Here is a 22,831-nt window from a genome sequence, read left to right as displayed (position 1 = left end):
GGGCGTCAGTCGTCGAACCGGTACAGGTCTGCGTCGACATAGTGGAACGTGGCGCTCCAGTTGCAGCCGCGACCGGTTTCCGACTTGAAATTGACCAGGGCGTTGTGTTCCAGCACAAAGTGCTGCTGCGGTGTCGACCAGGTACCGTTGCTGCCATCCTTCCAGTTCGAGCGCACTTCGACGCCGACGATCAGCCTCTTGCTGCCGTCACCGAAATGGACGCTTCCGCGCCGCTGCGACCAGACCGGGTGCTTGAAACCTTCCTGGAAATGTCTTTCTTCGCTATGGATGGTGACCGCTTCGGTGCGCTCGTCGCTGCTCATGCCATACAACCAGTGGGTCTGGTCCTTCGACTTCTTGTCGCCCTTGAGCCAGTTGTCCTGCGCCTGCCGGACCGTCTTCAGGCGGGCATGAAAATCCATCCGGTCGCAGACCATCTGGAGGTCATGCAACAGGTTGCGGGCTTCCTGGTTGAGCTCGCCGACCTTCTCTCTCTGCCCGGGCAGATGGTTTTTCTTCGAGGTGATCTCCGCATCCAGCCGGTTGAAACGCTCGCGGAAATTCCGTTGGTAAAAGTCGGGTATGCCGTGGAAGCGTGAGCGGATCAGCCACAGCCCATCGTAGAGGCCTTTCAGGCTGACGAAGGCATCCGGTGCAATGGGAACGGATGCGGGATAGTTGTCGTCGAAGAACTTGTAGTGGGTCAGTTGTGCCATTTCCGGCTTTCCCACCACATGCCTCGCAAACCAGGCGAGGGATTCGGCAATGTCAGGCAGTCCGCCGGAAGCGGGCCTATCCTCACCGGCAGCCAGGGGTCCGAGGCCCGACATGTGGATGTTGATGGATACCTCCACGCCGTGCTGCTCGGCCTTGTTGCGGAGCTTCAGGGTGCCTTCTTTCGAGAAGAGGCCTTCCGCTGTCACATCAAGGGTGGTGGTCAGCTCGCGCAGCTTGCTGCTGTCGTGGGAGCGGAACTTGTACACCACCAGGAATTCGCCGCGCCATGAGTAGCTGCTGATGAAGTAGTCGCCATAGGTTTCCCGGAAACGCTCCGGATGTTCCCGCATCAAGGTCTGCGCAGCAGGTGTCAGCCGGTAGGACGCATGGTCGATGGGCAGCATGGCGGGTGATCCGACGACCAGCCGGGCCACCACCGTATGCTGCGTTTCCGAAAAGCTGACCTCCTCGAGGAACTGGGTGCTCTCGGAGATCGACACCGACTTGATGTTGTATTTACCCTTCGTGCTGACGTCGACGAGACTCTGCATTTCGCTCTGCGAACGCACCATGTGATAGGTGAATTCCACATCGCGCGTCAGCTCGCTCCGGGGTGCCGTGGCCTCGACAGCCTGCTTGGCAATCTCCCCCGTGACGGCATCCACGCCCTTGCCCAGGGAGAAGCTGCGCGGGTTCCAGCGCACGTCCGACAACTGGTAGTCCAGGTGGCTTTGTTCCCGGCCGCTCTCGTCCAGCAGGGCAGCCATGTCCAGATGTTCGTTACCCATGATTATTCATTCCTCGATAAGCGTCCGTCGTGCGACATGTCCCGACGGACATCAAGGACGTGTCGCAGTGCAGAGATTGCATCGGCCCCCTGCAGCGGGAAATAACTCCGATGACGTAGACGCAGGCCGGTTCAGTACACCGATGCGCCATCGCTTCCGGTGTCGTGGCGTCGCGTTGCGTTCTCCCTGTGCTTGCGTACCGTGGCGGGGCTGAGCGCCAGCCGGCGGGCAATTTCCTTGCTGGTGAGTCCCTCGTCCACCAACGACATCACCTCACGCTCCCTGGGACTCAGCAACGATAGTTCGGCCTGCCTGCGCTGCCTGTCGGCTTCCGTATCGAAGATGCGGCGGGCATACGCGGACAACTGCGCCGTGCTGTGCAGCCCGAGCTTGGCGAGCAGGTTGCTCCGGTGCTTGCGGACCGTGTAGGGAGCAATTCGCAACAGCAGCGCCATCTGCTGGCAGTCCACGCCCCGGGCGGCGAGGCGTACCACCTGCCATTCCCGGTCGGTCAGGTCGCGGTCTGTTTCGGGATGGCCCGGTGGTAAGGCGGGCACGGCGGGACATCGCAGGCGCGACGGCGGTCACGCTATGGATTTCCCCGGCCATCGCCCGGCACCACGTTGCGGCGCGCGATGCAATGAGAGCTATGGATCCTGGTGGACCGGGCAGGCAGGTTTTTCGTTTCCATGTCCGACAGTGCGGAAAAACCGCCGGCATCCTGTCATTCCCCGGTGCCGTGCCGACCTCGCGTTGGCCGGTGTCGGACCGGGCCGGACATGGCATGACAGGATTCCCGATCGTTTTACGCACTCCCTTGCAGGTAGTACCGAACAGGGGATCTTCATGCATCGCATCATTTCGCCGCGGGCGATGGCCGCACGCCTGCGGACCTGGGCCACCGCGGGGCTTTTGGCCCTCCTGGGGGCCGTGGCTCCGCAGGCCGGTTACGCATCCACGGGGTGTCGGCTCATCGACGGGAAGAGCGGACAGCTGGGGCCGGGACAGACCGTCACGCTCAATCCGTCGCAGGGCATCAACTTCAACGCTGGCGACCTGGTGGCACTGACGTCGTCCTCTCCCAATGCCCGCGGCGATCTCATCCGGCTCGATGTCGCCGTGATTTCGGTCACGAACTTTCTCGACACCATGCAGACCACGCAATCGGTGGCGATGCCACGTTCCGTGCTCGGTGGGCCCGCGACCCTGTTCGTGACTACCACCCAGGCCACGCCCGGCCTGGTGGCGAACTATGCGATCAGCTGCCGCTCGGTGGGGCCGACGGTCACCCAGATCGCCCCATCGTCCGGCAGGCCCGGCGCGACGATATCAGTGGTGGGAACGGGATTCCTGGGCACCTCGGCGGTGACCTTCGGCGGTCAGCCGGCGGCGTTCACCGTGGCGGGGGACACGCTGATCAACGCGACGATACCTGCCGGTACTGGGACGGTTGGTGTCACCGTGACGACCGATGCGGGCAGCGCCACGGGTGGCCCGTTCACCTACGTCAGCGCCCCCGATGCCCCAGTTATAGGTGCGGTGTCGCCAGGCAACGGACAGGCGACGGTAGCGTTCTCGCCGCCGGTGAACACGGGTGGCCTGCCGGTCACGAATTACGTGGTGACCTCGCATCCAGGAAACGCCACGGCCTCGGGCGCGGCCAGTCCCCTGACGGTGAGTGGCCTGACCAACGGCACGTCGTATACCTTCAGCGTCACGGCGACCAACGCCGCAGGTACAAGCGTGTCATCAGCCGCGTCCTCCGCCGTCGTACCCATGGCATTGCCCACCGCACTCGACCGTAACCTGTCCACGGATTACGGCAAGGCCATCAGTGTCGATCTTGGTGTGGCGACGAATGGCGCGGGCATCACGGATGTCATCATCGATACACCGCCAGCACACGGCAAGACGACGGTGTCTGGCACGGTCGTAACCTACACACCGGCCGATGGCTTCCAGGGTGACACGGACAGCTTTACGTACATCACCACCAATGCCGTCGGACGTTCATCCCCCGGACGCGTATCGGTTGCCGTGGGACGTGTTCCCGTCCGCGTGCCCGATGCGCCTTTCATCGGCGCGGTCTCGGCAGGTAGCGGCCAGGCGACGGTGTCTTTCTCCGCTCCGGCGGACGACGGCGGTTCGCCAGTCACGAACTATGTCGTCATCTCGCAACCCGGTGGAGTCACGGCCGCAGGTAGTGGCAGTCCATTGACCGTGACCGGCCTTGCCAACGGTACGTCGTATACGTTCACCGTGACGGCAACGAATGCAGCGGGCACCAGTGTACCGTCCGCCGCGTCCCGCCCGGTCGTTCCGATGGCGTTACCCACGGCGCTCGACCAGACCCTCGCCACGGATTACGGCAAAGCCATCAGCGTTGATCTGGGAACGGCGACGAACGGCACGGGCATTGCGCAGGTCAGTATCGATATGCCGCCTGCACACGGCACGGCGACCGTTTCTGGAACGGTGGTGACCTATGTACCCGCCGAGGGTTTTCAGGGGGCGACAGACAGCTTCACCTACATCACCAGCAATGCCATGGGGCATTCGTCGCCAGGCCGCGTGTCGATCACGGTCAACGCACTGGCGGTGCCGACGCCCCAGCCCCTGGCCGTGGTCACCACGGTGGGCGTGCCGGTCACGATCCTGCCGGCACCGGGGACACCCGGTCCGCAGGCATGGGACCGCCTGGATATCGGCAACTCTCCCGCCCACGGACACGTGGTGGCGAGCGGACGAACCCTCGTCTACACACCGGCCAATGGATTCATCGGAACCGATACGTTTGCCTATCGATCGGGTACCGCATTCGCTATGTCGGCACCCGCCACCGTGACGGTCACCGTGACCCGCGAAGGAGGTACGGGAGTGCTGAGCCGCACCGTCACAGCCTTGCCCGGAGCCACCGTGACGGTGGACCTCTCAAGCATTCAGCCCGGTATTGCCTCGGCGAGCCTGAGCGGCCTTTCGCCGGGGCAGGCAGCAGAGGTGTCCCTGTCGCCGCAAGGCGTGCTGAGCTTTACGTCGCAGCCATCGTTCCATGGGCTCGCACAGGTCAGCGCGACGCTCACCACGAACGGCGGCACGATCCTGCCGGTCAGCGTGCTCGTACTGGTCAGCAGCCAGCCCGATCCGTCGAAGAACGCCGATGCGCTTGGCATCGTCGCAGCGCAGGTGGAACAGGCACGCCGCTTCGCGCAAGGGCAGCTGGATAACATCCAGGGGCGCCTGGAAAGCCTGCACGACCGGCTGCATGATGCGCCTGTCGTCAGCAACCGGCTGGCGTTCAACGTGAACGGTCGCGCCGTGCCCATGTCCGCTCGCCCCGGTATCGGAGCGGCCGGCACGGAAACCGACATGGCACAGGCATCGCCTGTCGTAGCGGCCGACCATGGCATGCGTACCTGGCTGGGTGGACAGGCGAGTTTCGGCAGCTTCGATGCGCGTCGTGGTGGGTCGGGTTTCGACAGCGATACCGTGAGTATCAGTACGGGCGCCGACGTACGCGTAGGCGAGCATGGCCTGCTCGGCATGGCGTTCGGTTATTCGCACGACAACAGCGACATCGGTCGCGAGGGTGCGCACAGCACCGCTCAGGGCTATAGCGCGGCGATCTACGGTAGCGTTCAACCGGGCGAAGGTATGTATATCGACGTGGTGATCGGCGGCGGTGGCCTGCGCTTCGACAGCCGTCGCATGGATGCCGATAGCGGGCGGCAACTGGCGGGCAGGCGTACGGGCCAGCAATGGTTCGGTTCGGTCACGACGGGTCTGGCCTACCGGACGGGGGCGTGGTCATGGTCGCCATATGCACGCGCTTCGTGGTCGCTGTCGTCACTGAACGGCTTCGCCGAAAACGGCCCCGTGACCAGCGCACTGTCCTATGGACGACAACTGGTGCGCAGTTCGATCGGTGCCGTCGGCTTGCGCATCAGCGGAGAAAACGAACGGGCCTGGGGCACGCTCGCGCCGCGTGCGCGAATCGAGGTGGGGCACGATTTCCAGGGAGAAAGCCGCATGTTGCTGACCTATGCGCAGATACCTTCCGCAGGAGAGTGGAGCGTCATGTCCAGTCCCTACAGTGCCAACGGTACCCGTGTGCAGGTCGGCCTCGGGCTCGATCTTGGCTTCTCGGGCGGATGGTCGCTGGGAAGCGAATACAGCTACCTCGTGCAGCCACACATGCGCGACCAGTCCATTCGCCTGACCGTGAACAAGTCGCTCTGACGCATGTCAGCGGGATAGTTCCCGTTGCAGCCACGCCCGTGCAACGCGCCACTCGCGTTGCACGGTTGCTGGCGAAATACCCAGGGCGGCGGCGATTTCCTCCGCACTCATGCCGACGAAAAAGCGCAGCGTCACGATCTGCGCCTGGCGTGGGTCGAGCCGTTCCAGCAGATCAAGGCTTTCGGACAGCGCCATGGGATCCACATCGTCGTTCATCGATGCTGCGATTTCGGTCAGCTGCAGGCGGTCGGCATCCTGCGGTCGCTTCGCCGCCTGGCGCCGTCGTGCCGCATCGATCAGCACCTCGCGCATGGCCCGCGCCACCACGCCCAGCAGATGGCCGCGATCGTCCCATGCAGGGCTTGCCTGACCGCCGAAGACCTTGAGATAGGCTTCGTTGACCAGGGCCGTGGCACTCAAGGTACGTTCGCTGCGGTTCTGCCGGAGCTTGCCAAGGGCAAGCGAGTGCAGGGCGGCATACATTTCGCGCAGGGCACGATCCAGTGCCTGTACGTCGCCGGAGCGTGCGCGGTGCAGCCATTCGGTCACCTCCTTGTCGGTGGTGATGTCGTTCATGGCGATATTCCGTGGTTCGCTGCAACCGTGCACGTCGCGATCGGAGTGGTATAGGCGCTGGCCCGCAACTCACGATCGATGCGATCGCATCGGCCCTTCCTGAGTGCCGCCGCGTTGTCTGCGATGCGTTTTGCGCCGACCGTATCACCTTGCGCAGCGAGCAGTCGTGCTTCCAGCAACCGGGCGCGCAGCACGGGAAGACTGTCCGGCGCGGCGCCAAGCCGGCGGTTGATGTCGTCGAAACGATGCAAGGTATCGCGTGCCTCGGCAAAACGGTGTCGTGCCACCTGCAATGCACCGGTGCCGTCGAGGGCGGCGGTCCATGCGTCCGGTGCCGTCCCCGGTTCGGGCAGGGCAGGCAGGCGGGCGACCAGCGCCTCGGCCTCGGTCAGCCGGTTTTCGTGCAGGGCGACGGTTTCGAGCGTGTTCAACGCTTCGGTGAAATTGACCAGGGGCCACGCAGCACCGGCACGTGCCTGACTGGCCAGGGTTTCCAGATGCGGTGCGATAACGGCTGCGGCGTCGCGATATCGTCCCTGTTCCAGGTATTCGCTCGCCAGCGCCAGCAACACGCTGTGCTGGAAATCCACGCGGGGTTCCGGTTCGTCCAGCGATGATGCATAGGCTTGTTCCAGCATCGCCGCTGCGCGCGCATGTTCTCCCATGCCCGCGAGCGTGAGCCCCAGATACCCTTGCAAGGTCGACATGCCTGCGCCCTTCGTGCCGAGCATGCGCATCCGGTCTGCAATCAACCGTTCGTAGATGCCTGCCGCCGTGGCGGGATCACGTGCGCTGGTTACTGTCGCGAGGACGAAGTCCGCGTGCAGGCGTTCCGGATCGTCCTTGCCATACGTCGTGGCCGACAGTGCGGAGGCACGCTGCGCCACCGTCACGGCCTGTGCGTTTTGGCCTGCGCGGCTGAGGGCCAGGGCCCAGGTCGTCAATGCCTGTTCCTGTTCTACCGGCAGGGCCGGTTGCTCGTGCTCCAGTTCGGCAACGAGGGCGCGGAGGCGTTCCGCCAGCGATATGGGAGTTGCCGTGCCGGCATTGAGTTCCTGCAGCAGCAGATGCGTGCGCACGGTGTAGCTTTCGTTCTTCGGAACATTTGCTGCGTTTGCCAGCAGGGCCAGCGCCTGCCGGTCGGCATCAGCGGCGGGAATGGCGTCCGTCTGGATGCCATAGGCGCGTGCCAGCGCGGCCCATGCGCGTCCTTTGTCGAGTGCCGGCGCATCACTGAACGACTGCAAGGCGATGGCCTGGCGCAGCAGGGGAATGGCACGCGCACCCTGGTCGAGCGCGTTGTAGCTCTTGCCGATGGACAGTAACAGGGCCGCTTTGACCTCAGGCGACAGGCGTGCATCGTCCGCGACCTGCCGCGCACCGCGATCGAGCATGTCGCGTACTCGCAGGTTCTCGCCTTGCGCATGCCCGGGGTCGGCATGTTCGAACAGGTCGCTCATGAAACCCGCCACGGCCTGGGTCTTGTCGCGCTCCTGCTGCACCCGTTGCAGCTGGCCCAGCAAGGTGACGACGAATGCGATGGCCAGCAGGCTGACCAGGCTTGCCACGCCCAGGGCGATCCGGTGACGACGCGCGAACAGCCGCGCGCGGTACCAGCGACGGCCCTGGCTTGCCAGTACGGGCAGGGCGTCGAGATAGCGTCGCAGGTCGTGGGCCAGCGCAGCGGCGCTGGCATAGCGATCTTGCGGATCGATACGCAGCGCCTTCATGACGATGGCGTCGATATCCACGGGTACGGTTTTCGGTGCGTGGCGCCGGGGTCCCACGAGGTTGCCGTCCACGATGGCGTTGGACAGATCCAGCGCAGAGGTGCCGGTAGCATCGTCGAACGGACGTTTGCCGCACACGAGTTGGTAAAGCACGACACCGAGCGACCAGACGTCCGCGCGGACATCGAGTGCCTGTCCACGCACCTGCTCGGGACTGGCATAGGCCAGCGTGAGCGCACGATGGGCGGTGGTGGTCCGTGCATCGACCAGCACATCCGGGCCATCGAGCAGACGTGATATGCCGAAGTCCAGCAGCTTTGGTTCGCCGCTGGCCGTCACGAGGATATTGGCCGGCTTGAGATCGCGGTGGATCACCAGCTTGCCATGGGCGTACTGCACGGCATCGCACACCTTCAGGAACAGCGCGATGCGGTCACGCAGGGATGTCCGCCGCTCCTGGCACCAATGGTCGATGCGTTCGCCGTCGACATATTCCATCGCGAGATAAGGCACTCCGTCGCCTGTGCGGCCCGCATCCAGCAGATGAGCGATGTGCGGGTGGCTGAGCGTGGCCAGGATGCGGCGTTCCTCCGCAAAACGGCGGTGAGCCTCGCTGCCTTCGAATCCTGCGAATCGCAGCAGCTTGAGGGCAACCGGCTGCTGCCATGCATTGGCCGGGCCGGAATCAACAGTGCGCTCCGCCAGATAGACCACGCCCATGCCGCCCTCGCCGAGGACGCGCTCGATCCGGTATTGCGCGGGAAGGGCGGTCGTCAGGCGGTCGCCATCCACCGGCAGTGCGCCGGGAAGGGATGGCCAGGAGGGTTCCGTGGTTTCGGCAGCGCGGATGATCCACTCCACTTCGGCCAGCAGCGCGGCATCGTCGCCACAGGCGCTGGCGAGATGGTCTTTGCGCCGGCCCTCGGGCAGATCCAGCATCGCAAGCGCGATGGGTTTGGCGCGCAGGTAAAGCTGGCCACGATCGTCAGGCAATGGTCTTCCCCCGCCGCGACCCTTGCGGCGGGGGAAGTATAAGACGCTATGCGGGGCCGGCTGGCGGCTTAGCGGATGACGCCGACGCCCACGCCGAAACTGACGTTGGGATGGCCGCCAGACATTTCCTTGGCCGTCCACACGTGCGACTGGTTCACGGACACCAGGGGGAACGTGTAAGGAGCCTGGCCCACGTTGGCCGAGCGCGTGCCGTTGAGCCTGCCGGCGACGGTGACCATGCCGCCTGCCGGGAAGTCGAGGCTTTCGACGTAGCCGGGCATCGAGGCGATGAAACGGCCGTTGCCCGAATCGTTGGCCTTGGGACGCTGCGAGCTGTCCAGCGGATAGGCCAGCACTTCGATCTCGCTGTGATCGTTGAAGTTACGCACCTGCACGATACGGCCGCCCCAGATCACGTCGGACGTGCCGTAGCGCTCCGGTTCGCGGGCCACCTGCGCCGGGGGCACGGCCACCGTGTTCGCCGTCGGCTTGTAGATCGGTGCCGGCGCACAGCCGGCCAGGGCCACGGCAAGCAGGGAGGCGGGGATGGCGAGACGGGCGATGATCGTGCGCATGGGTCGGCTCCTGTCGTATGGGCCGACTTTACCGCTTCGGCAATGAACGCGGCGGATGCGCGGTGTGCATGGGCGCCGGGTCCTTGCCTTCTTCCACCAGCCAGGTCAGCCGGTATTCGGCCTCGCCGGGCTGGCCGAGCAGCTTCGGCAGCAGGCGCAGGGAATCGCGGATCGTATCGTCGAGCTTCCAGGGCGCATTGACGATGACCATGCCGGTGCCGTTGAGCCGCAGCGGGGAGTCGTCAGGGCGCAGCAGCAGTTCGGCCGCCAGCACGCGCTTGGCGCCGCTCTTGGTGGCCAGCCAGCGATGGAAGGGCTGCACGTGGCTGCGCAGCTTGATGGGGTACCAGACCGCGAAGATGCCACCGGGCCATTTCTCCATGGCTGCCGCCAGCGCCTTCTCGATGATGCGGAATTCGGCTTCCTGCTGCTCGAAGGGCGGGTCGATGAGGACGACGCCGCGCTTTTCCTTCGGCGGCACCAGGGCCTTCATGGCCTCGTAGCCGTCGCGGTGGTGCACGTGCACGCGCTTGTCGTTGTGGAACAGCTGGCGCAACTGGCCGGCTTCTTCCGGGTGCAGTTCGCACAGCTGGGCCGTGTCGGTGTCGCGCATCAGGTGCGCGGCGATCCACGGCGAGCCGGGGTAATGGCGGAGGGTGTCGTCGCCTTCGTTGCAGGCGCGGACGGTTTCCAGCCACTTCCACAGCAGGGGCGGCAGGCCGGTGGCCGTTTTCAGCACGGCGACACCTTCGTCGGACTCACCGGTCTTGCGGGCCTCGGTGCCGCGCAGGTCGTAGCGGCCGCGTCCGGCGTGCGTTTCGATGTAGCAGAACGGCGTGGGCTTCTGCTTCATGGCGTCGATAAGGGCCACGAGCACCATGTGCTTCATGACATCGGCAAAGTTGCCGGCGTGGTAGGCGTGGCGATAGTTCATCGACGCAGTATAGCCGCCACGCCACTCTCCCGTAGGAGCGCGCCTTGCGCGCGACCGGTACGGAGCGTAGTGATCTTTTGCTCCGCACCGGTCGCGCGCAAGGCGCGCTCCTACAGGGGCCTTTGTCACCGAAAGGGGATATCAGTAAGCGAATGTCACGCGCTTCTTCGCGGCGTCGCCCTTCTCGATGCGGTCGAGCACGCCGATGGCGAAGTCGGCGATGGAGATGTGGCTTTCACCCTTGGCGTCCACCAGCACCTGGTCGCCGCCCACGCGGAACTGGCCGGTGCGCTCGCCCGGGGCGATGACCTTGGCCGGGCTGATGTAGGTCCAGTCCACGTTGGCGTGGCTGGCGCGGAAGCCGTCCAGGGCCGCGACCTGGCCGTTGGCGGCGTTCTTCCAGGCTTCCGGGAAGTGCGGGTCGTCGATCACGCGCACGCCCTCGGCGTTCAGCAGGCTGCCGGCGCCACCCACCCAGGCGAAGCGGCGGACACCGGCCTTGTCCAGGGCGCCGAGCAGGGTTTCGGCCTGCGTGCGGACGTTGGCGGGATTGGGGTCATTGAGACTGGCGATGGCCGCATCGGCACCGGCCAGCGGGGTCGCGATGGTGGCCGGGTGGGCGACGTCGCCCTGGACCACGTGGAGATGGGCATGCTTCGTGGCGACCTTGGCCGGGTCGCGGACCACGGCGGTCACCTGGTGGCCGCGGGCCAGGGCCTCGTCGAGGATGACCTTGCCGATGTTGCCGGTGGCGCCGAACAGGACGATCTTCATGGGTGGATCCTTGGGGGTAAGGAAAGAGAATGGGCCAAGGATGCGCTCTTGATCGTTTCGGAAATACGCCTTTCAAGACAATTCATCGTAAAGTATGGCTTTACGATCGAGCGCCCATCCATGGCCAGTTCGGAGCTCAACCTCAATCGCCTCGCCGTTTTCGTGGCCCTGGTCCGGGCCGGCTCGTTCACCGCTGCCGCCGAGCAGCTGGGCACGACCAAGGCCATGGTGAGCCAGCATCTGGCGAAGCTGGAAGAAGAACTCGGGGTGACCCTGCTCCTGCGCAGCACGCGGCGCATGTCGCTCACGGACACTGGCGAGCGTTTCTACGAAGACTGCGCCCGGGTGCTGGCCGACGCAGATGCCGCCGTCGCGCGGCTGGGCGAGTGCCGCGACACGCCGATGGGTACGCTTCGCGTAGCCGCCGCCGGCGACCATGGCCCGGCCATCGTTGCCCCGGCGCTGGCGGCCTTCGTAGCGCGTTACCCGCAGGTGGACGTGGAGCTGGTGGTGAGCGACGCCATCGTGGACCTGATCGCAGAGCGCTTCGACCTGTCCATCCGCATCGGCTGGCTGCGCGATTCCAGCCACCGGGCCGCCAAGTTGTCCTCGTTCCGCCAGTGTCTCGTGGCCTCGCCGGCTTATCTGGCGCGCCGGGGCACGCCACTCACGCCCGACGACCTCGCCGGGCACGACTGGATCGCCCTGACCGTGCTGTCCTCGCCCACCCGCTGGACCTTTACCGATGCGTCGGGCGCCGAGCATGTGGTGCAGACCCGCGCGGTCGCCAGCGCCAACAGCACGCCAGCGGCCCATGCCTTCGTGATGGCAGGCTCGGGCCTCTCCGTGCTGCCGGATTACCTGGTGGAGGACGACATCGCAGCGGGTCGCCTTATAGCGCTGTTATCGGATTACCGGCTGCCCCAGGGCGGTGTCTATGCTGTCTATCCCGGCAAGCAGCCGCCGGTGAAGGTGCGTGCCTTCATCGACCTGCTGAAGGAACACATGGCCGGCATCTGCCCGAATGCCACGACGCCAGTGTCAGCCGAACGCATGGGCCATGTTGTTGAGGCCCAGCCCCAGCACGGCTAGCGCCGCCAGCCATGTCATGGCCCGCGCGGGAACATGGCGGGCGAACAGCGCGCCGAAGGGTGCCGCCACCATGCCGCCCACGATGAGACCGCCGACGGAGACGATATGCGGCGGCCCGACATGGAACAGGAAGCTCACGCTCGCCGCTGCGCTGACGATGCATTTCGCCACGTGTACCGTGCCGACGACGATGCGTGGCGTGGCGCCGCGTGCGATGAGCGCGGTGACGTTGATCGCACTCCATCCGCCGCCGCCGATGGTGTCGGCGAGGCCGGCCACGAAGCCCAGCCAGCGAGGCGCAGCGGGATTGTCGTCGGTGGCGCGAGCCTGTTTCGCACCACGCAGGATCAGGAACACGCCGACACCCAGCAGGTAAGGTGTCAGCGCCAGCTTCATCCAGCCGGCCGGCACATGGCTGACCACGTAGGCACCGATGGTGGCGCCCACCAGCCCGGGCAGCGCCAGGAGCAGCAGGAGGCGCTTGCGCACGTTGCCCGCGAAGTAATGGCTGATGCCCGACGCGCCGCAGGTGAAGGTTTCCGCGTAGTGGACGCTGGCGCTGGCCAGTGCAGGCGGCAGGCCGAGGGCAAGCAGGATGCCTGCCGAGACCACCCCGAACGCCATGCCCAACGCGCCATCGACCAGCTGCGCAAGCGCGCCGGCGGCGAGAAAGGTAAGGAATTCGGACATCGGCGGCATGCGTGACCCATGGAAGAAGCCAGGGTCAGAGTATCCGCAGTGCCCCATGACGGGGTGAAGTAAGTGTTGCTTGTCCGCCCGACGAGCCCGGCCTCGTGTAGGAGCGCGCCTCGCGCGCGACCGGTACAGGCGAAGACGCACGATGGCTTGCCGGATATCGCCCATACCGGTCGCGCGCGAGGCGCGCTCCTACATCGGTCAGGCGGCTTCTTCGGCTTGTTCGAAGCGTTCCCGCCAGTGCGGTGCCAGCGGCCAGTCGCGGTTGCCGTCGCCGGCCAGGGCGCGGCGCACGTCGCGCGGGTCGATGTGCGGCGCGAAGGCGTGGATGAAATCCAGCAGGTAGTCGCGTGGCACCAGGGCGTCGGGTAGCACGATCCAGGTGGTGCATTCGCCGAACAGATGATCTGCCGGCAGCACGACGAGATCGCGCTCATCGGGTGCCACGGCCATTTCAGCGAGGATGCCCACGCCCAGTCCCTCACGGACATAGGTGCGGATGAGGTCGCCGTCACCCGCCGTCAGGGCGATGCGCGGCCGAAGGCCGGCGCCGAAGAACGTGCGTTGCAGGGCGGAATCCGGTCGCAGCGACGACTCATAGCCCACCAGCGGTTGGGCGGCCAGCTCTTCCAGGGACGGCGGACGGGAGCGGCGCGCGAATGGATGATCCCTGGGCACCACGATCATGCGATTCCAGCGATAGGCGGGCAGGGCGATGCCCGCAGGCGGTAGCGCACTGCTGCCACTGACCACGGCCAGTTCGGCGCCCCCGGTGCGCAACAGGGGCAACACCCCGGATTCACGACCGGGATTCAGGTGCACGCTGACGTGCGGATGGCGGCGTGTGAAGGCGCTGACCACGTCCGGCAACGCAAAGCGTGCCTGGGTATGCGTGGTGGCGATGCGCAGGCTGCCATGCGCGTCGCTGCGCAGGTTGGCGGCGATGGAAAGGATGTTGCCGGCCTCGGCGAGGATGGCACGGGCGCGCTGTAGCACCGTTTCGCCGGCCGGCGTGACGCCTTGCAGGCTCTTGCCCCGACGCTGGAACAGCTGGAAGCCGAGTTCGTCTTCCAGCTGGCGCAGTTGCTTGGACAGGCCGGGCTGGGTGGCATGCACCCGGCTTGCGGCCGCAGTGATATTAAGACCCGCGTCGGCGATGGCGACGAGGTAGCGAAGCTGGACGAGCGTCATGGCGGGGAATCCACGGAAGACCTGAGGCGAGGGCTGCGAAACGGCACGCGTCGTGGAAACATCGTGCGGGATGCAGGTCGCTGGTCTTCGTGGGTGCGCCAATGAGATTCATACAGACGTCTATACGGCCACTTGAACGAAGTGTCAAGTTTTTGTTGGATGACGGTCTATTTTACAGCTTCGTATAACTGGCGCAGGTCGGCCGTCTTCCGGCGGATCAGGGCCATGTCGGCGCCGACCAGTTCGTCCGGAGGCAGGTCACGCCCGAAGAACCGGCGAAGCACCTCTTTCGGTGGGGCGTCGAACCCCTCCGCCATCAACGCCCCGTAGCGCTGCTGGAAGTCGGCGGGGTCGGTCATGGCCATGTCGAACATCTTCGCTGCCCATAACCCCGCGTACATGTAGTTCACGAGATAGAACGGATCCTGGTACATCAATCGCTTGTCGATCCAGGCATGGGCCAGTTCCGGATCGATGGCAGGCCAGATGCCGAAGCGGCTGGTCACGTCCAGCGTCAGCGCGTCCAGGTCGGCGGCGTTGCGCAGCCTGCCGGCCATCACGCCTTCGTAGATGCCTTCCTCCAGTTGAGCTTCCTGGGCGGAGGTGAATATCTCGAAGGTCATCTCGTCCAGCTGCGCCTGGAGGTAATAGGCGCGGGTGGCCGCGTCCGGCGCGTGTCGATACAGGTACTCGTAGAGCAGCATCTCGTTGAGTATCGCGATGCCCTCGTGCATCCAGTTGGGGCCGTGGTTGTATAACGGCGAAACCCCATGCTCGTTCATCAGCTGGCTGTGGATGGCGTGGCCGCCTTCATGCGCCACGATGCTGGTGGATTTGAGCGTCGGCGACCAGGATTCCAGGAAAAGTCCGGCAGGTACGCCGGGGGCGGCGATGGAGAAGTTGTCGAGTTCGCGATTGCCGAGCGCTGCCGTCAGGTCGGTGCGCTGCGTGGCGGGGTCGAGCAGCGCGGTGAAGTGCGCCACATAGTCCTTGCCCAGCGGCGCCAGTGCCTTTGGAATCGTCTGTCGCATGGCCTCGTAGTCGAACACGGGCGGTTTGAAGCCCGGGAGCGGGACGGCCATGTCCCAGCTGTGCACCTCGGTGATACCCAGCCGCCTGCCGACCTCGGCAGCGCGTACCCGCTGGTAGTCCTTGAGCACGTCGGCCTGCGCTTGCAGGGCTGCGGTGGTGGCACGCACGTCGGTCCGGTCGAATTGCCGGCCAAAATACAGCGATTCAGCGGCGTCGCTGAAATGCTGGAAACGGGCGGAGCGATCGTTGATGCGAACGACGCCGGTCAGGATGCTTGCATAAGTCTGTGCCTGGGCCGAGCCGTCGGCCTGTTTGCGTTGCCAGGCCTCACGGCGGACGTCGCGGTCCGGATTGGCGGCCAGTGCGATTGCGTCCTTGTTGACGTCGAGGTCGCCCTGCGGCGTATGAACCTTCTCGTAGACCGTCGCACGGCGGGTCTTCTGGTAGACGTTCCACAACGCGTTGGTGCCCTCGTCGTACATGTCATCCGCGATGGCCTGCTCGCTCGCGGGCAGTTCATGAGGAAGGCTGCGGGTGGCCTTGTCCAGGGCATAGGCATATTTGCGCAGCGCCGGCTCCGTGACCGCCAGTGAGGCAAAGCCCTCATTGCCGACACTGCGCAGGGTGGTACGAAGCTTGATCGTCAACGCCCCCAGGGCGGTGCCTGCCGCGTGGTATCCGTCGGCGGCCACCTGATCGTCGGCGTCCAGTGCCGACCTGAGATGCAGGTAGGCATTGTGGCGCTGGCCCCGCGCCATCAGCGTCTCGACACGGCGCAGGTAGGCGAGCAGGGTGGCTGCCGTCATGGGCGCTGGCGCGGTAAGCGCATCGATATCGGCTTGCAGTGCCTTGAGGTCCGTCGCTTCGGCCGTCGGCGTCGGGAAGTAGGCCGTCTGGTCGATGTGGTAGTCGCGGGCCTGCAGCGCGGCGCTGCCAAGCAGGAGAAGAGCGGGAATGAGATGTCGGGTTCGCATGGAACCACGCTATCAGGCGTACCGGTACGCCGCTTTACGCGGATTAGCGTGAGGTGACTTCGTTTCGCCACGCGCTCGGCGTGGTGGCATGAATGGCCCGGAACGAACGCGAGAATTGCGCGGCGCCGGCAAAACCGCAGTCCAGGGCGATATCGATCAACGGGCGACGGGTAGTGCGCAGCAGGTGGGCAGCGCGATCCACGCGCAGGCGACGCACGTAGTCGCCCACGGTGCATTGATGGAACTGACGGAAGCTGCGGGCAAGATGCACCGGGTGGCGACCGATGACCGAAGCCAGGGCCTCAAGGGTGATATCCCGTGCGGGGTCTTCGTGAAGATATTCGCGCGCGCGACGCAGCCAGCCTGGTTCGCGATGGCTTTCGGCGACGAGCCCCCGGGCGGTGACGGCAAGCATGTCCAGGGCCAGTGCCTGTACGGACAAGGCCGAGAAGGCATCGCCAAGGTCGAACTCGTCCATGGCGCGCCTGCCAAGGGCCAGCAACGCCTCCGAGCGGCGGATCAGCGGCCGGCCGTCCAGCCGGGCAGCGTGTTCGCCCAGCATCGCCGTCAGCTCCGCATCCGGTGCGAAGAGGATCTTGCACGCCCCTTCGTTGCCGAAACGCTGGGCGTGTGCCGCGTGGGCAGGGCAGTACAGCAGGTCGCCTGGCGCATGTTCGTTGCACATGCCGAGGATGCGTTCCTCGTAGCCGCCCGCCATCACGAGGCAGAACCAGTCCTCGTCATGGCGATGGCGGTCCATGGCCGCATGGGGGGCGTACCGTGAGATGTGCATGTCGTGGATGCCGCTCATCGTGCCTCCCCTGGCGAACGTCTGCACGATGGACTATGCGGCGGGCGAACCCCGCCGGCATGTTCCGCAAGTCACGGGGTCAGCCCAACTGGTTGCCCAGGCGCAGGTTGATCTCCAGGGCCGTGGCGATGAGGCGCATGCCTTCGTTATCGCGCGTGGACGTGATCCAGCCTGCCACGGTGTCGTCGTCCTCGGTTTCACGGGACCAGAGCGTGTAGCCGTGCTCGTTCAGCTGATCATAGGCGCGCGAGAAGATGTCACCGGCCTCGATGTCCTCGTGGAATTCGTCGTCGTCCGGATCGCCGTCCCAGTCGATCTGCAGGTTCCAGCGCGCCACCAGTTCGTTGATGGCCTCGACGATGGCGCGGGTGTCGTCGCCGTCCACCTCGAAACTGGCACGCCAGTCGGTCACCTGGCCGACGATGCGCATGGGGTCTTCATCGCCCTGGTCTTCCACTTCTTCCTGGAAGGACTTGAACTGTTGCAAGGCGCTTGCTTCGTCGCCGGGGTTGATCATCAGCAGCAATTGCCAGACGTAGGATTCGACGGTTTCCTCGCCGTCCTCGCCGTCGAAATCGCGCTCGTGGTCGTAGTCGTCTTCGTAGTCGCTCATGGGAATGTGTCCGGTTGCCCGGCGCGGATGATCGCATGGCGCAAGGACGCGCGTCCGGCGCAAGAGCTTCCGCAAAGCGGTTGACAAATGTACTGTGCGGTGCAACAAATGGCACCCACGGACGTCTCCATGGCGCCCGGGCCCACTGCCAGTCCGCCGCTCACACGGCTCACCACCAGGCGATCCACAGTCCCAGTGAACGCAACCAACCTCAGCGCGAACAACCTCCCCATGACCTTCGCGGCCGCTCCGCGATGTCAGGTGGTGCGCGCGTGTTGTTGTTGTCGACTGGGCTGAAGCGACACCTCATCCGCCGTAGCGCGTAACGCGCCGGCCACGCCCGCGACCTGAGCGCGGGACACGAACCCTTTCATTCCGGCTTGCCAGGCCGGCGATGCGTCGTATGCACGCGTCGTCGTCGACAGGCCGTTCGTACCGAACCGGCGTGCCTCGATGCGCCGGCACCATGCTTTGTATCCAGGGGATCCACGCCTCATGCTTTCTCTCGTACACCGCCGTCGCAAGCCCTTATTCCTGGCCGTCACCCTTGTTCTCGGTGCGGCTTCCCTGCCTGCCCTGGCCCAGGATGCCGGCAACGGAAAAGACGCCACGCCGGCCAAGGCCAGTCAGCTCGACACCGTGATCGTCACGGGCACGCGCAGCACCGAACGAACGGTTTCCAGCTCGCTCCAGCCGATCGACGTCATTACCCCGCAGCAGCTCCAGCAGACGGGCGCCACCCAGCTAAGTGCCGCGCTTGCGCGCCTGGTGCCCTCGCTGAACTTCCCGCAGCCCACCACCATCAGCGGCGCGGAAGTGGTGCGCCCGGTGACCCTGCGTGGCCTCAGCCCCGATCAGGTGCTGGTGCTCATCGACGGCAAGCGCCAGCACGCGGGTGCCTTCCTCAACCTGGGTGGTGCCATAGGCCGTGGCTCGAACCCGGTGGACCTGAACGCGATTCCCATTGCCGCCATCGAGCGCATCGAAGTGCTGCGCGATGGCCAGTCGGCCCGTTACGGTTCGGATGCCATCGGTGGCGTGATCAACGTGATCCTTAAGAAGTCGGGGCAGGGTGGCCAGGTCACTGCGAAGTTCGGTGGCTATGATGCCGGCGATGGCCTGCAACGCCAGTTATCCGCGGATACGGGTTTCAAGCTTGGCGACAAGGGCTCGATCCATGTCGCGATCGATACCCAGAACAACGATTACACCAACCGTGCCGGCCTGGACCAGACCAAGGGCCCCACCTTCAACCAGCGCGTGTACCGCCTTGGCGATCCGGCGATCAAGTCGAACAAGCTGTCGCTCGTGGGCCAGTACGAATTCAGCAAGGCGGCCGAGGTGTACTTCGAAGCGCTGTATCGCCGCGATCGTGCAGAAACGGCCAGTCTTTATCGCCATCGCAACGATTCCACCAACGTCATCGCGATCTATCCCAACGGCTACCTGCCGGTCAGCCTGCCCATCGTGACGGACACGACGCTCACGGCCGGCCTGCGCGGGCAGGTGGGCGATGGCTGGCATTACGACCTCTCGGCCAGTCATGGTTCCAACGAATACAACCAGCGCAGCCATTCGATCAACGCCGACTGGTACAAGGCCTATGGCTATACGCCGTTCTTCATCCAGGGAGCCGATTACAAGACCCAGCAGCAGGTAGCCAACCTCGACATCGGCAAGGAGTTCACGCCGACGTGGCTGCCCAATCCGGTGAGTGTGTCTTTCGGCGTGGAATACCTGCGCCAGGCCTATAAGGTGCGTCCAGGCGATGCCGTGTCGCAGTACGGTGCCAATGGTGGCATCACGGGCGACTTCCAGGGCAACTGGCAGCGTCATGACACCTCCGAATACATCGACCTGGAAACCAATCTCACGGATCGCTTCTCCGTGTCGCTGGCCGGTCGTCATGAAAACTACAGCGACTTCGGTGGCACCACCTCCGGCTCGCTGTCGGGCCGCTTCGACTTCACCCCGCGCTTCGCCGTGCGCGGCAGCGTCGGCACGGGTTTCCGTGCGCCCACGCTCGTGCAGCAGCATTACGCGGATATCTCGTCGCAGTTGCAGGATCTGGGGCACGGTCAGGTAATCGTGCAGTCCGGCACCTTCCCCGTAGATTCGGCGGCGGCCAGCCTGCTGGGGGCCGAAAAGCTGAAGCCCGAGAAGTCGCGCAGCGCCACGCTGGGCTTCGTGGCCGAACCGCTTGCCGGCTGGAACGTCAGCGTGGATGCCTACTGGATCAAGATCAACAACCGCATCAACCTGTCGTCGAACATCCCGGTCAATACGCCGTCGGTGAACAACTACCTGCTGGCCAACGGCATCGATGCCACCTACCAGTCGATCCGTTACTTCACCAATGCCGTGAACACGCGCACGCGTGGCCTGGATTTCGTGAGCCAGTACGGTTTCGACTTCTCCAACGGCGATCGCCTCAACACAACATTGAGCTGGTCGTACAACGAGAACAAGGTGACGAAGGTGAAGGCGAATCCGCCGATCCTCGACCAGCTGGGCGTGGCCGTGCAGCGCGTGGAGCGCCGTGAGCGCCTGGGCCTGCTGGGCGACACCAACCCGCGCACCAAGCTCGATGCCGGCTTCGATTACCTGCACGGCCGCTGGGCGGGCCACGCCAACGTGCAGCGCTACGGCAGCTATACGGTGTACAGCAACAGCGGGCCAGCCCTGGACCAGACCTTCGCGCATCGCTGGACGCTCGACCTGTCGGCCGACTACACCCTCGACAACTGGACCTTTGCCGCCGGTGCCGACAACGTGTTCAACGCCAAACCCGGACAGGTGAAGTACGCCAACTCCACCAGCGGCAACTTCAAGTACAGCCTGTTCTCGCCCCTGAGCTGGAACGGCCGCTACTACTACGCGAGCGTGACCTACCGGTGGCAGTGATGAACATGCGTACGTTGACGGCATCCCTGCTTCTGGTCACGGCAGGGGGTGTGCTGGCCGCACCCGCGACACCCCAGGCCGATATCGAGCATCGCGTCGATGCCTCCATCGGTAGCGCCGATCTCGATGGCTGGCTGAAGCAGCTGACCTCGGCCCCCAACCAGGTCGGTTCCCCGCACAACAAGGAAAACGCCGACTTCATCGCGGATCGCTTCCGCGAGTGGGGCTGGAGCGTGAAGGTAGAGCCGGTGCGCGTGCTGGTGGCGTATCCGGATGTGCAGAAGCTGTCGCTTACCGAGGGCGACCGCTACGCGGCTGACTTTACGGAGCCTGCCGTGGACGGCGACGCCGACACGGCGAAGCAGCAGGGTGTGTTGCCGGGCATGGAGTCGTACAGCCCGGACGGCAGCGTCGATGCGCCGCTGATCTTCGTCAACGAAGGCCTGCAACGCGACTACGACGAACTCGACCGTTACGGCGCGTCGGTGAAGGGCAAGGTCGTGCTGGTGAAGTCCAGCGGCGCGGGGCGCTGGGTGAAGCCGCGTCTCGCCCAGCAGCATGGTGCCGTTGGCGTGGTGATCTATTCCGATCCGGAAGCTGACGGCTTCGCGAAGGGCGACGTCTATCCGACGGGTGCATGGCGTACGCCGCGCACCGTGCAGCGTGGGACGCTGGGTATCGACAGCGTGCTCGACGAAAAAAGCGCGAAGACGATCCAGGCCCAGCGCCGCACGGCGGACCTGTCGATCCCCGTGGTGACGATCGGTTACGGCGATGCGGAGCATTTCCTGCGCGCGCTGGGTGGCGCCGCCGTGCCGAACCGCTGGCAAGGTGGCTTGCCGCTGACTTACCACATCGGTGGCGATGCGCCAGTCCATCTCGAAGTCCATTCGCCCTGGGAATGGCGCACGCTTTACAACGTGATCGCGACGCTTCGCGGGACGGAGCGGCCCGATGAATGGGTGATCCGTGGCGTGCATCACGATGCGTGGGTATTCGGTGCATGGGACCCGCTGGCAGGGACGACAGCCATGCTTGCCGAGGCCCGTGCCATCGGCGAGCTGGCCAAGGCAGGGCAACGACCGAAGCGCACGCTCGTTTTCGCCAGCTGGGATGGTGAGGAACTGGGCATCCTTGGCTCCAAGGCATGGACGGAGCGTCATGCGGACGAGCTGTCGCGCAAGGCGGTGTTCTACCTCAACAACGATACGACCGGGCGTGGCTTCCTTTCCGCCTCCGGCGATCCGGCACTGGCATCGCTGGTCGATGGCGTGGCGGGTGATCTGCGCGATCCGGAAACGGGGGCGACGGTGCAGGCGCGCCGTCAGGCCAAGCGCGCCGTGGATGCGTCGGAGAAGGGCAGGGATGCTGCGGCGGACATCGTGCCGGCACGACTGGGTACCGGTTCGGATTACCTGTCGTTCGCGCACCGCATTGGCATTCCCTCGTTGCACGTGCGCTATGGCTACGATCGCGACGGTGACGAAGAAAGCGTGCCGATCTATCACTCGCTATACGACACCTACACGCACTACCAGCGCTTCGGTGATCCGGGGCTGGCTTACGTGCGTCTGCTTGCACAGACCAATGCCCGCCTGGTGCTGCGCGTAGCCAATGCGGACATCCTGCCCTGGCGCTATACGGCGTTCGCCACGTCGCTCTCGCACGACGTCGACCGTCTGGCGGCCGATGCGGCGGCTTCGCACAAGAATGCCTTGCGCCACAACTCGCTCATGGACAGCGACGCCTATCGTCTGGCGGCGGTCGCGTATCGCAAGGCAACGCCACCCGGTCGCCTCGACGATCGTTGGGAAGATATCGATCTTTCGACGTTGCGAGATGCGGTGAAGGATCTGGACGCAGCGGCCAGGGCTTACGACGCGGCCGTTGCCTCCGCAGGCGCGCAGGTGAACGCCCGTCAGGCCAATGCCGTGAATCGCGCGCTGCGCGAGGTGGAGCCGGCGTTCCTCCAGGCATCGGGCCTGCCGCAGCGACCCTGGTACCGTCACCTGTTGCAGGCGCCGGGTCGCAAGGAAGGCGAAGACGTGGCGCCGCTGCCCGGTATCGGCGATGCCATCGATGCGAAAGACTGGGCACAGGCCCGGGCCGAGGTGGCGCTCACCGCCGGGGCGACTCATCGGGCTGCCGCCAGCCTGCGGCGGGCGACCGAAGCGCTTTCGCAATAAGCCAGGGGT

At 65.2% G+C, this 22,831-nt stretch carries 16 protein-coding genes; 4 read left to right on the top strand and 12 right to left on the bottom strand.

What is annotated here, in order from left to right; translation table 11 throughout:
- Window positions 1–5: 5 nt before the first annotated feature.
- The gene (locus KR767_RS00350) at window positions 6–1,505 is read right to left on the bottom strand and encodes a hypothetical protein (protein WP_250877740.1); all 1,500 of its coding nucleotides are present in this window, start codon (window positions 1,503–1,505) and stop codon (window positions 6–8) included.
- Window positions 1,506–1,636: 131 nt separating this feature from the next.
- On the bottom strand, window positions 1,637–2,062 hold the full coding sequence (locus tag KR767_RS00345) for a LuxR C-terminal-related transcriptional regulator (protein WP_250877739.1): 426 nt from the start codon (window positions 2,060–2,062) through the stop codon (window positions 1,637–1,639).
- Between the two features lie 289 nt (window positions 2,063–2,351).
- On the opposite strand from KR767_RS00345, the gene KR767_RS00340 reads away from it, so the two are divergent.
- Window positions 2,352–5,741 carry an autotransporter domain-containing protein gene (locus tag KR767_RS00340; protein WP_250877738.1) on the top strand — a complete coding sequence of 1,130 codons (3,390 nt, stop codon included), beginning with the start codon at window positions 2,352–2,354 and terminating at the stop codon, window positions 5,739–5,741.
- 6 nt (window positions 5,742–5,747) lie between these two features.
- On the opposite strand, the gene KR767_RS00335 is transcribed toward KR767_RS00340, so the two are convergent.
- The 5 genes from KR767_RS00335 to KR767_RS00315 all read right to left on the bottom strand — a co-directional run bounded on the left by KR767_RS00335 (window position 5,748) and on the right by KR767_RS00315 (window position 11,323).
- Entirely contained in the window at window positions 5,748–6,317 is a 570-nt protein-coding gene (locus KR767_RS00335) for an ECF-type sigma factor (protein ID WP_250877737.1), read from the bottom strand.
- On the bottom strand, window positions 6,314–9,040 hold the full coding sequence (locus KR767_RS00330; protein ID WP_250877736.1) for a serine/threonine-protein kinase: 2,727 nt from the start codon (window positions 9,038–9,040) through the stop codon (window positions 6,314–6,316). The genes KR767_RS00335 and KR767_RS00330 overlap by 4 nt, the downstream gene beginning before the upstream one ends.
- A gap of 68 nt (window positions 9,041–9,108) precedes the next feature.
- Window positions 9,109–9,615, bottom strand: a complete 507-nt coding sequence (locus KR767_RS00325) for a Slp family lipoprotein (RefSeq protein ID WP_250877735.1) — start codon at window positions 9,613–9,615, stop codon at window positions 9,109–9,111.
- 28 nt (window positions 9,616–9,643) lie between these two features.
- Window positions 9,644–10,549 (bottom strand): 23S rRNA (adenine(2030)-N(6))-methyltransferase RlmJ, encoded by a 906-nt coding sequence (locus tag KR767_RS00320; protein WP_250877734.1) that lies wholly within the window; start codon window positions 10,547–10,549, stop codon window positions 9,644–9,646.
- 141 nt (window positions 10,550–10,690) lie between these two features.
- Complete coding sequence (locus tag KR767_RS00315) at window positions 10,691–11,323, bottom strand: NAD(P)-dependent oxidoreductase (protein ID WP_250877733.1); 633 nt, start codon at window positions 11,321–11,323, stop codon at window positions 10,691–10,693.
- A gap of 120 nt (window positions 11,324–11,443) precedes the next feature.
- Here KR767_RS00315 and KR767_RS00310 point away from each other — a divergent pair, with 120 nt between their 5' ends.
- The gene (locus KR767_RS00310) at window positions 11,444–12,415 is read left to right on the top strand and encodes a LysR family transcriptional regulator (protein ID WP_250877732.1); all 972 of its coding nucleotides are present in this window, start codon (window positions 11,444–11,446) and stop codon (window positions 12,413–12,415) included.
- Here the strand turns inward: KR767_RS00310 and KR767_RS00305 are convergent.
- The 5 genes from KR767_RS00305 to KR767_RS00285 form a co-directional block, all read right to left on the bottom strand.
- The gene (locus tag KR767_RS00305; protein ID WP_341778051.1) at window positions 12,365–13,105 is read right to left on the bottom strand and encodes a sulfite exporter TauE/SafE family protein; all 741 of its coding nucleotides are present in this window, start codon (window positions 13,103–13,105) and stop codon (window positions 12,365–12,367) included. The genes KR767_RS00310 and KR767_RS00305 overlap by 51 nt on opposite strands.
- A gap of 207 nt (window positions 13,106–13,312) precedes the next feature.
- On the bottom strand, window positions 13,313–14,302 hold the full coding sequence (locus KR767_RS00300) for a LysR substrate-binding domain-containing protein (protein WP_250877731.1): 990 nt from the start codon (window positions 14,300–14,302) through the stop codon (window positions 13,313–13,315).
- A 167-nt stretch (window positions 14,303–14,469) separates the two neighbouring features.
- Window positions 14,470–16,308: a M3 family metallopeptidase gene (locus KR767_RS00295; RefSeq protein ID WP_250877730.1), complete on the bottom strand. Its 1,839-nt coding sequence runs from the start codon at window positions 16,306–16,308 to the stop codon at window positions 14,470–14,472.
- A gap of 43 nt (window positions 16,309–16,351) precedes the next feature.
- Window positions 16,352–17,119, bottom strand: coding sequence for an AraC family transcriptional regulator (locus KR767_RS00290; protein WP_250877729.1), 768 nt, complete (start codon window positions 17,117–17,119; stop codon window positions 16,352–16,354).
- Window positions 17,120–17,198: 79 nt separating this feature from the next.
- Window positions 17,199–17,732 (bottom strand): DUF6630 family protein, encoded by a 534-nt coding sequence (locus KR767_RS00285; protein ID WP_250877728.1) that lies wholly within the window; start codon window positions 17,730–17,732, stop codon window positions 17,199–17,201.
- A 495-nt stretch (window positions 17,733–18,227) separates the two neighbouring features.
- Between KR767_RS00285 and KR767_RS00280 the strand changes: the two genes are divergently transcribed.
- A complete protein-coding gene (locus tag KR767_RS00280) occupies window positions 18,228–20,636 on the top strand; it encodes a TonB-dependent receptor plug domain-containing protein (protein WP_166947155.1) in 2,409 nt (802 codons plus the stop codon).
- Window positions 20,636–22,822: a transferrin receptor-like dimerization domain-containing protein gene (locus KR767_RS00275; protein ID WP_250877727.1), complete on the top strand. Its 2,187-nt coding sequence runs from the start codon at window positions 20,636–20,638 to the stop codon at window positions 22,820–22,822. Before KR767_RS00280 ends, KR767_RS00275 begins: the two co-directional genes overlap by 1 nt.
- Window positions 22,823–22,831: the final 9 nt, after the last annotated feature.

Source organism: Luteibacter anthropi, assembly GCF_023699965.1.
GTDB lineage: Bacteria > Pseudomonadota > Gammaproteobacteria > Xanthomonadales > Rhodanobacteraceae > Luteibacter > Luteibacter anthropi.
Note: the sequence above shows the minus strand (reverse complement) of the source record. Positions and strands in the feature narration are given on the sequence as shown.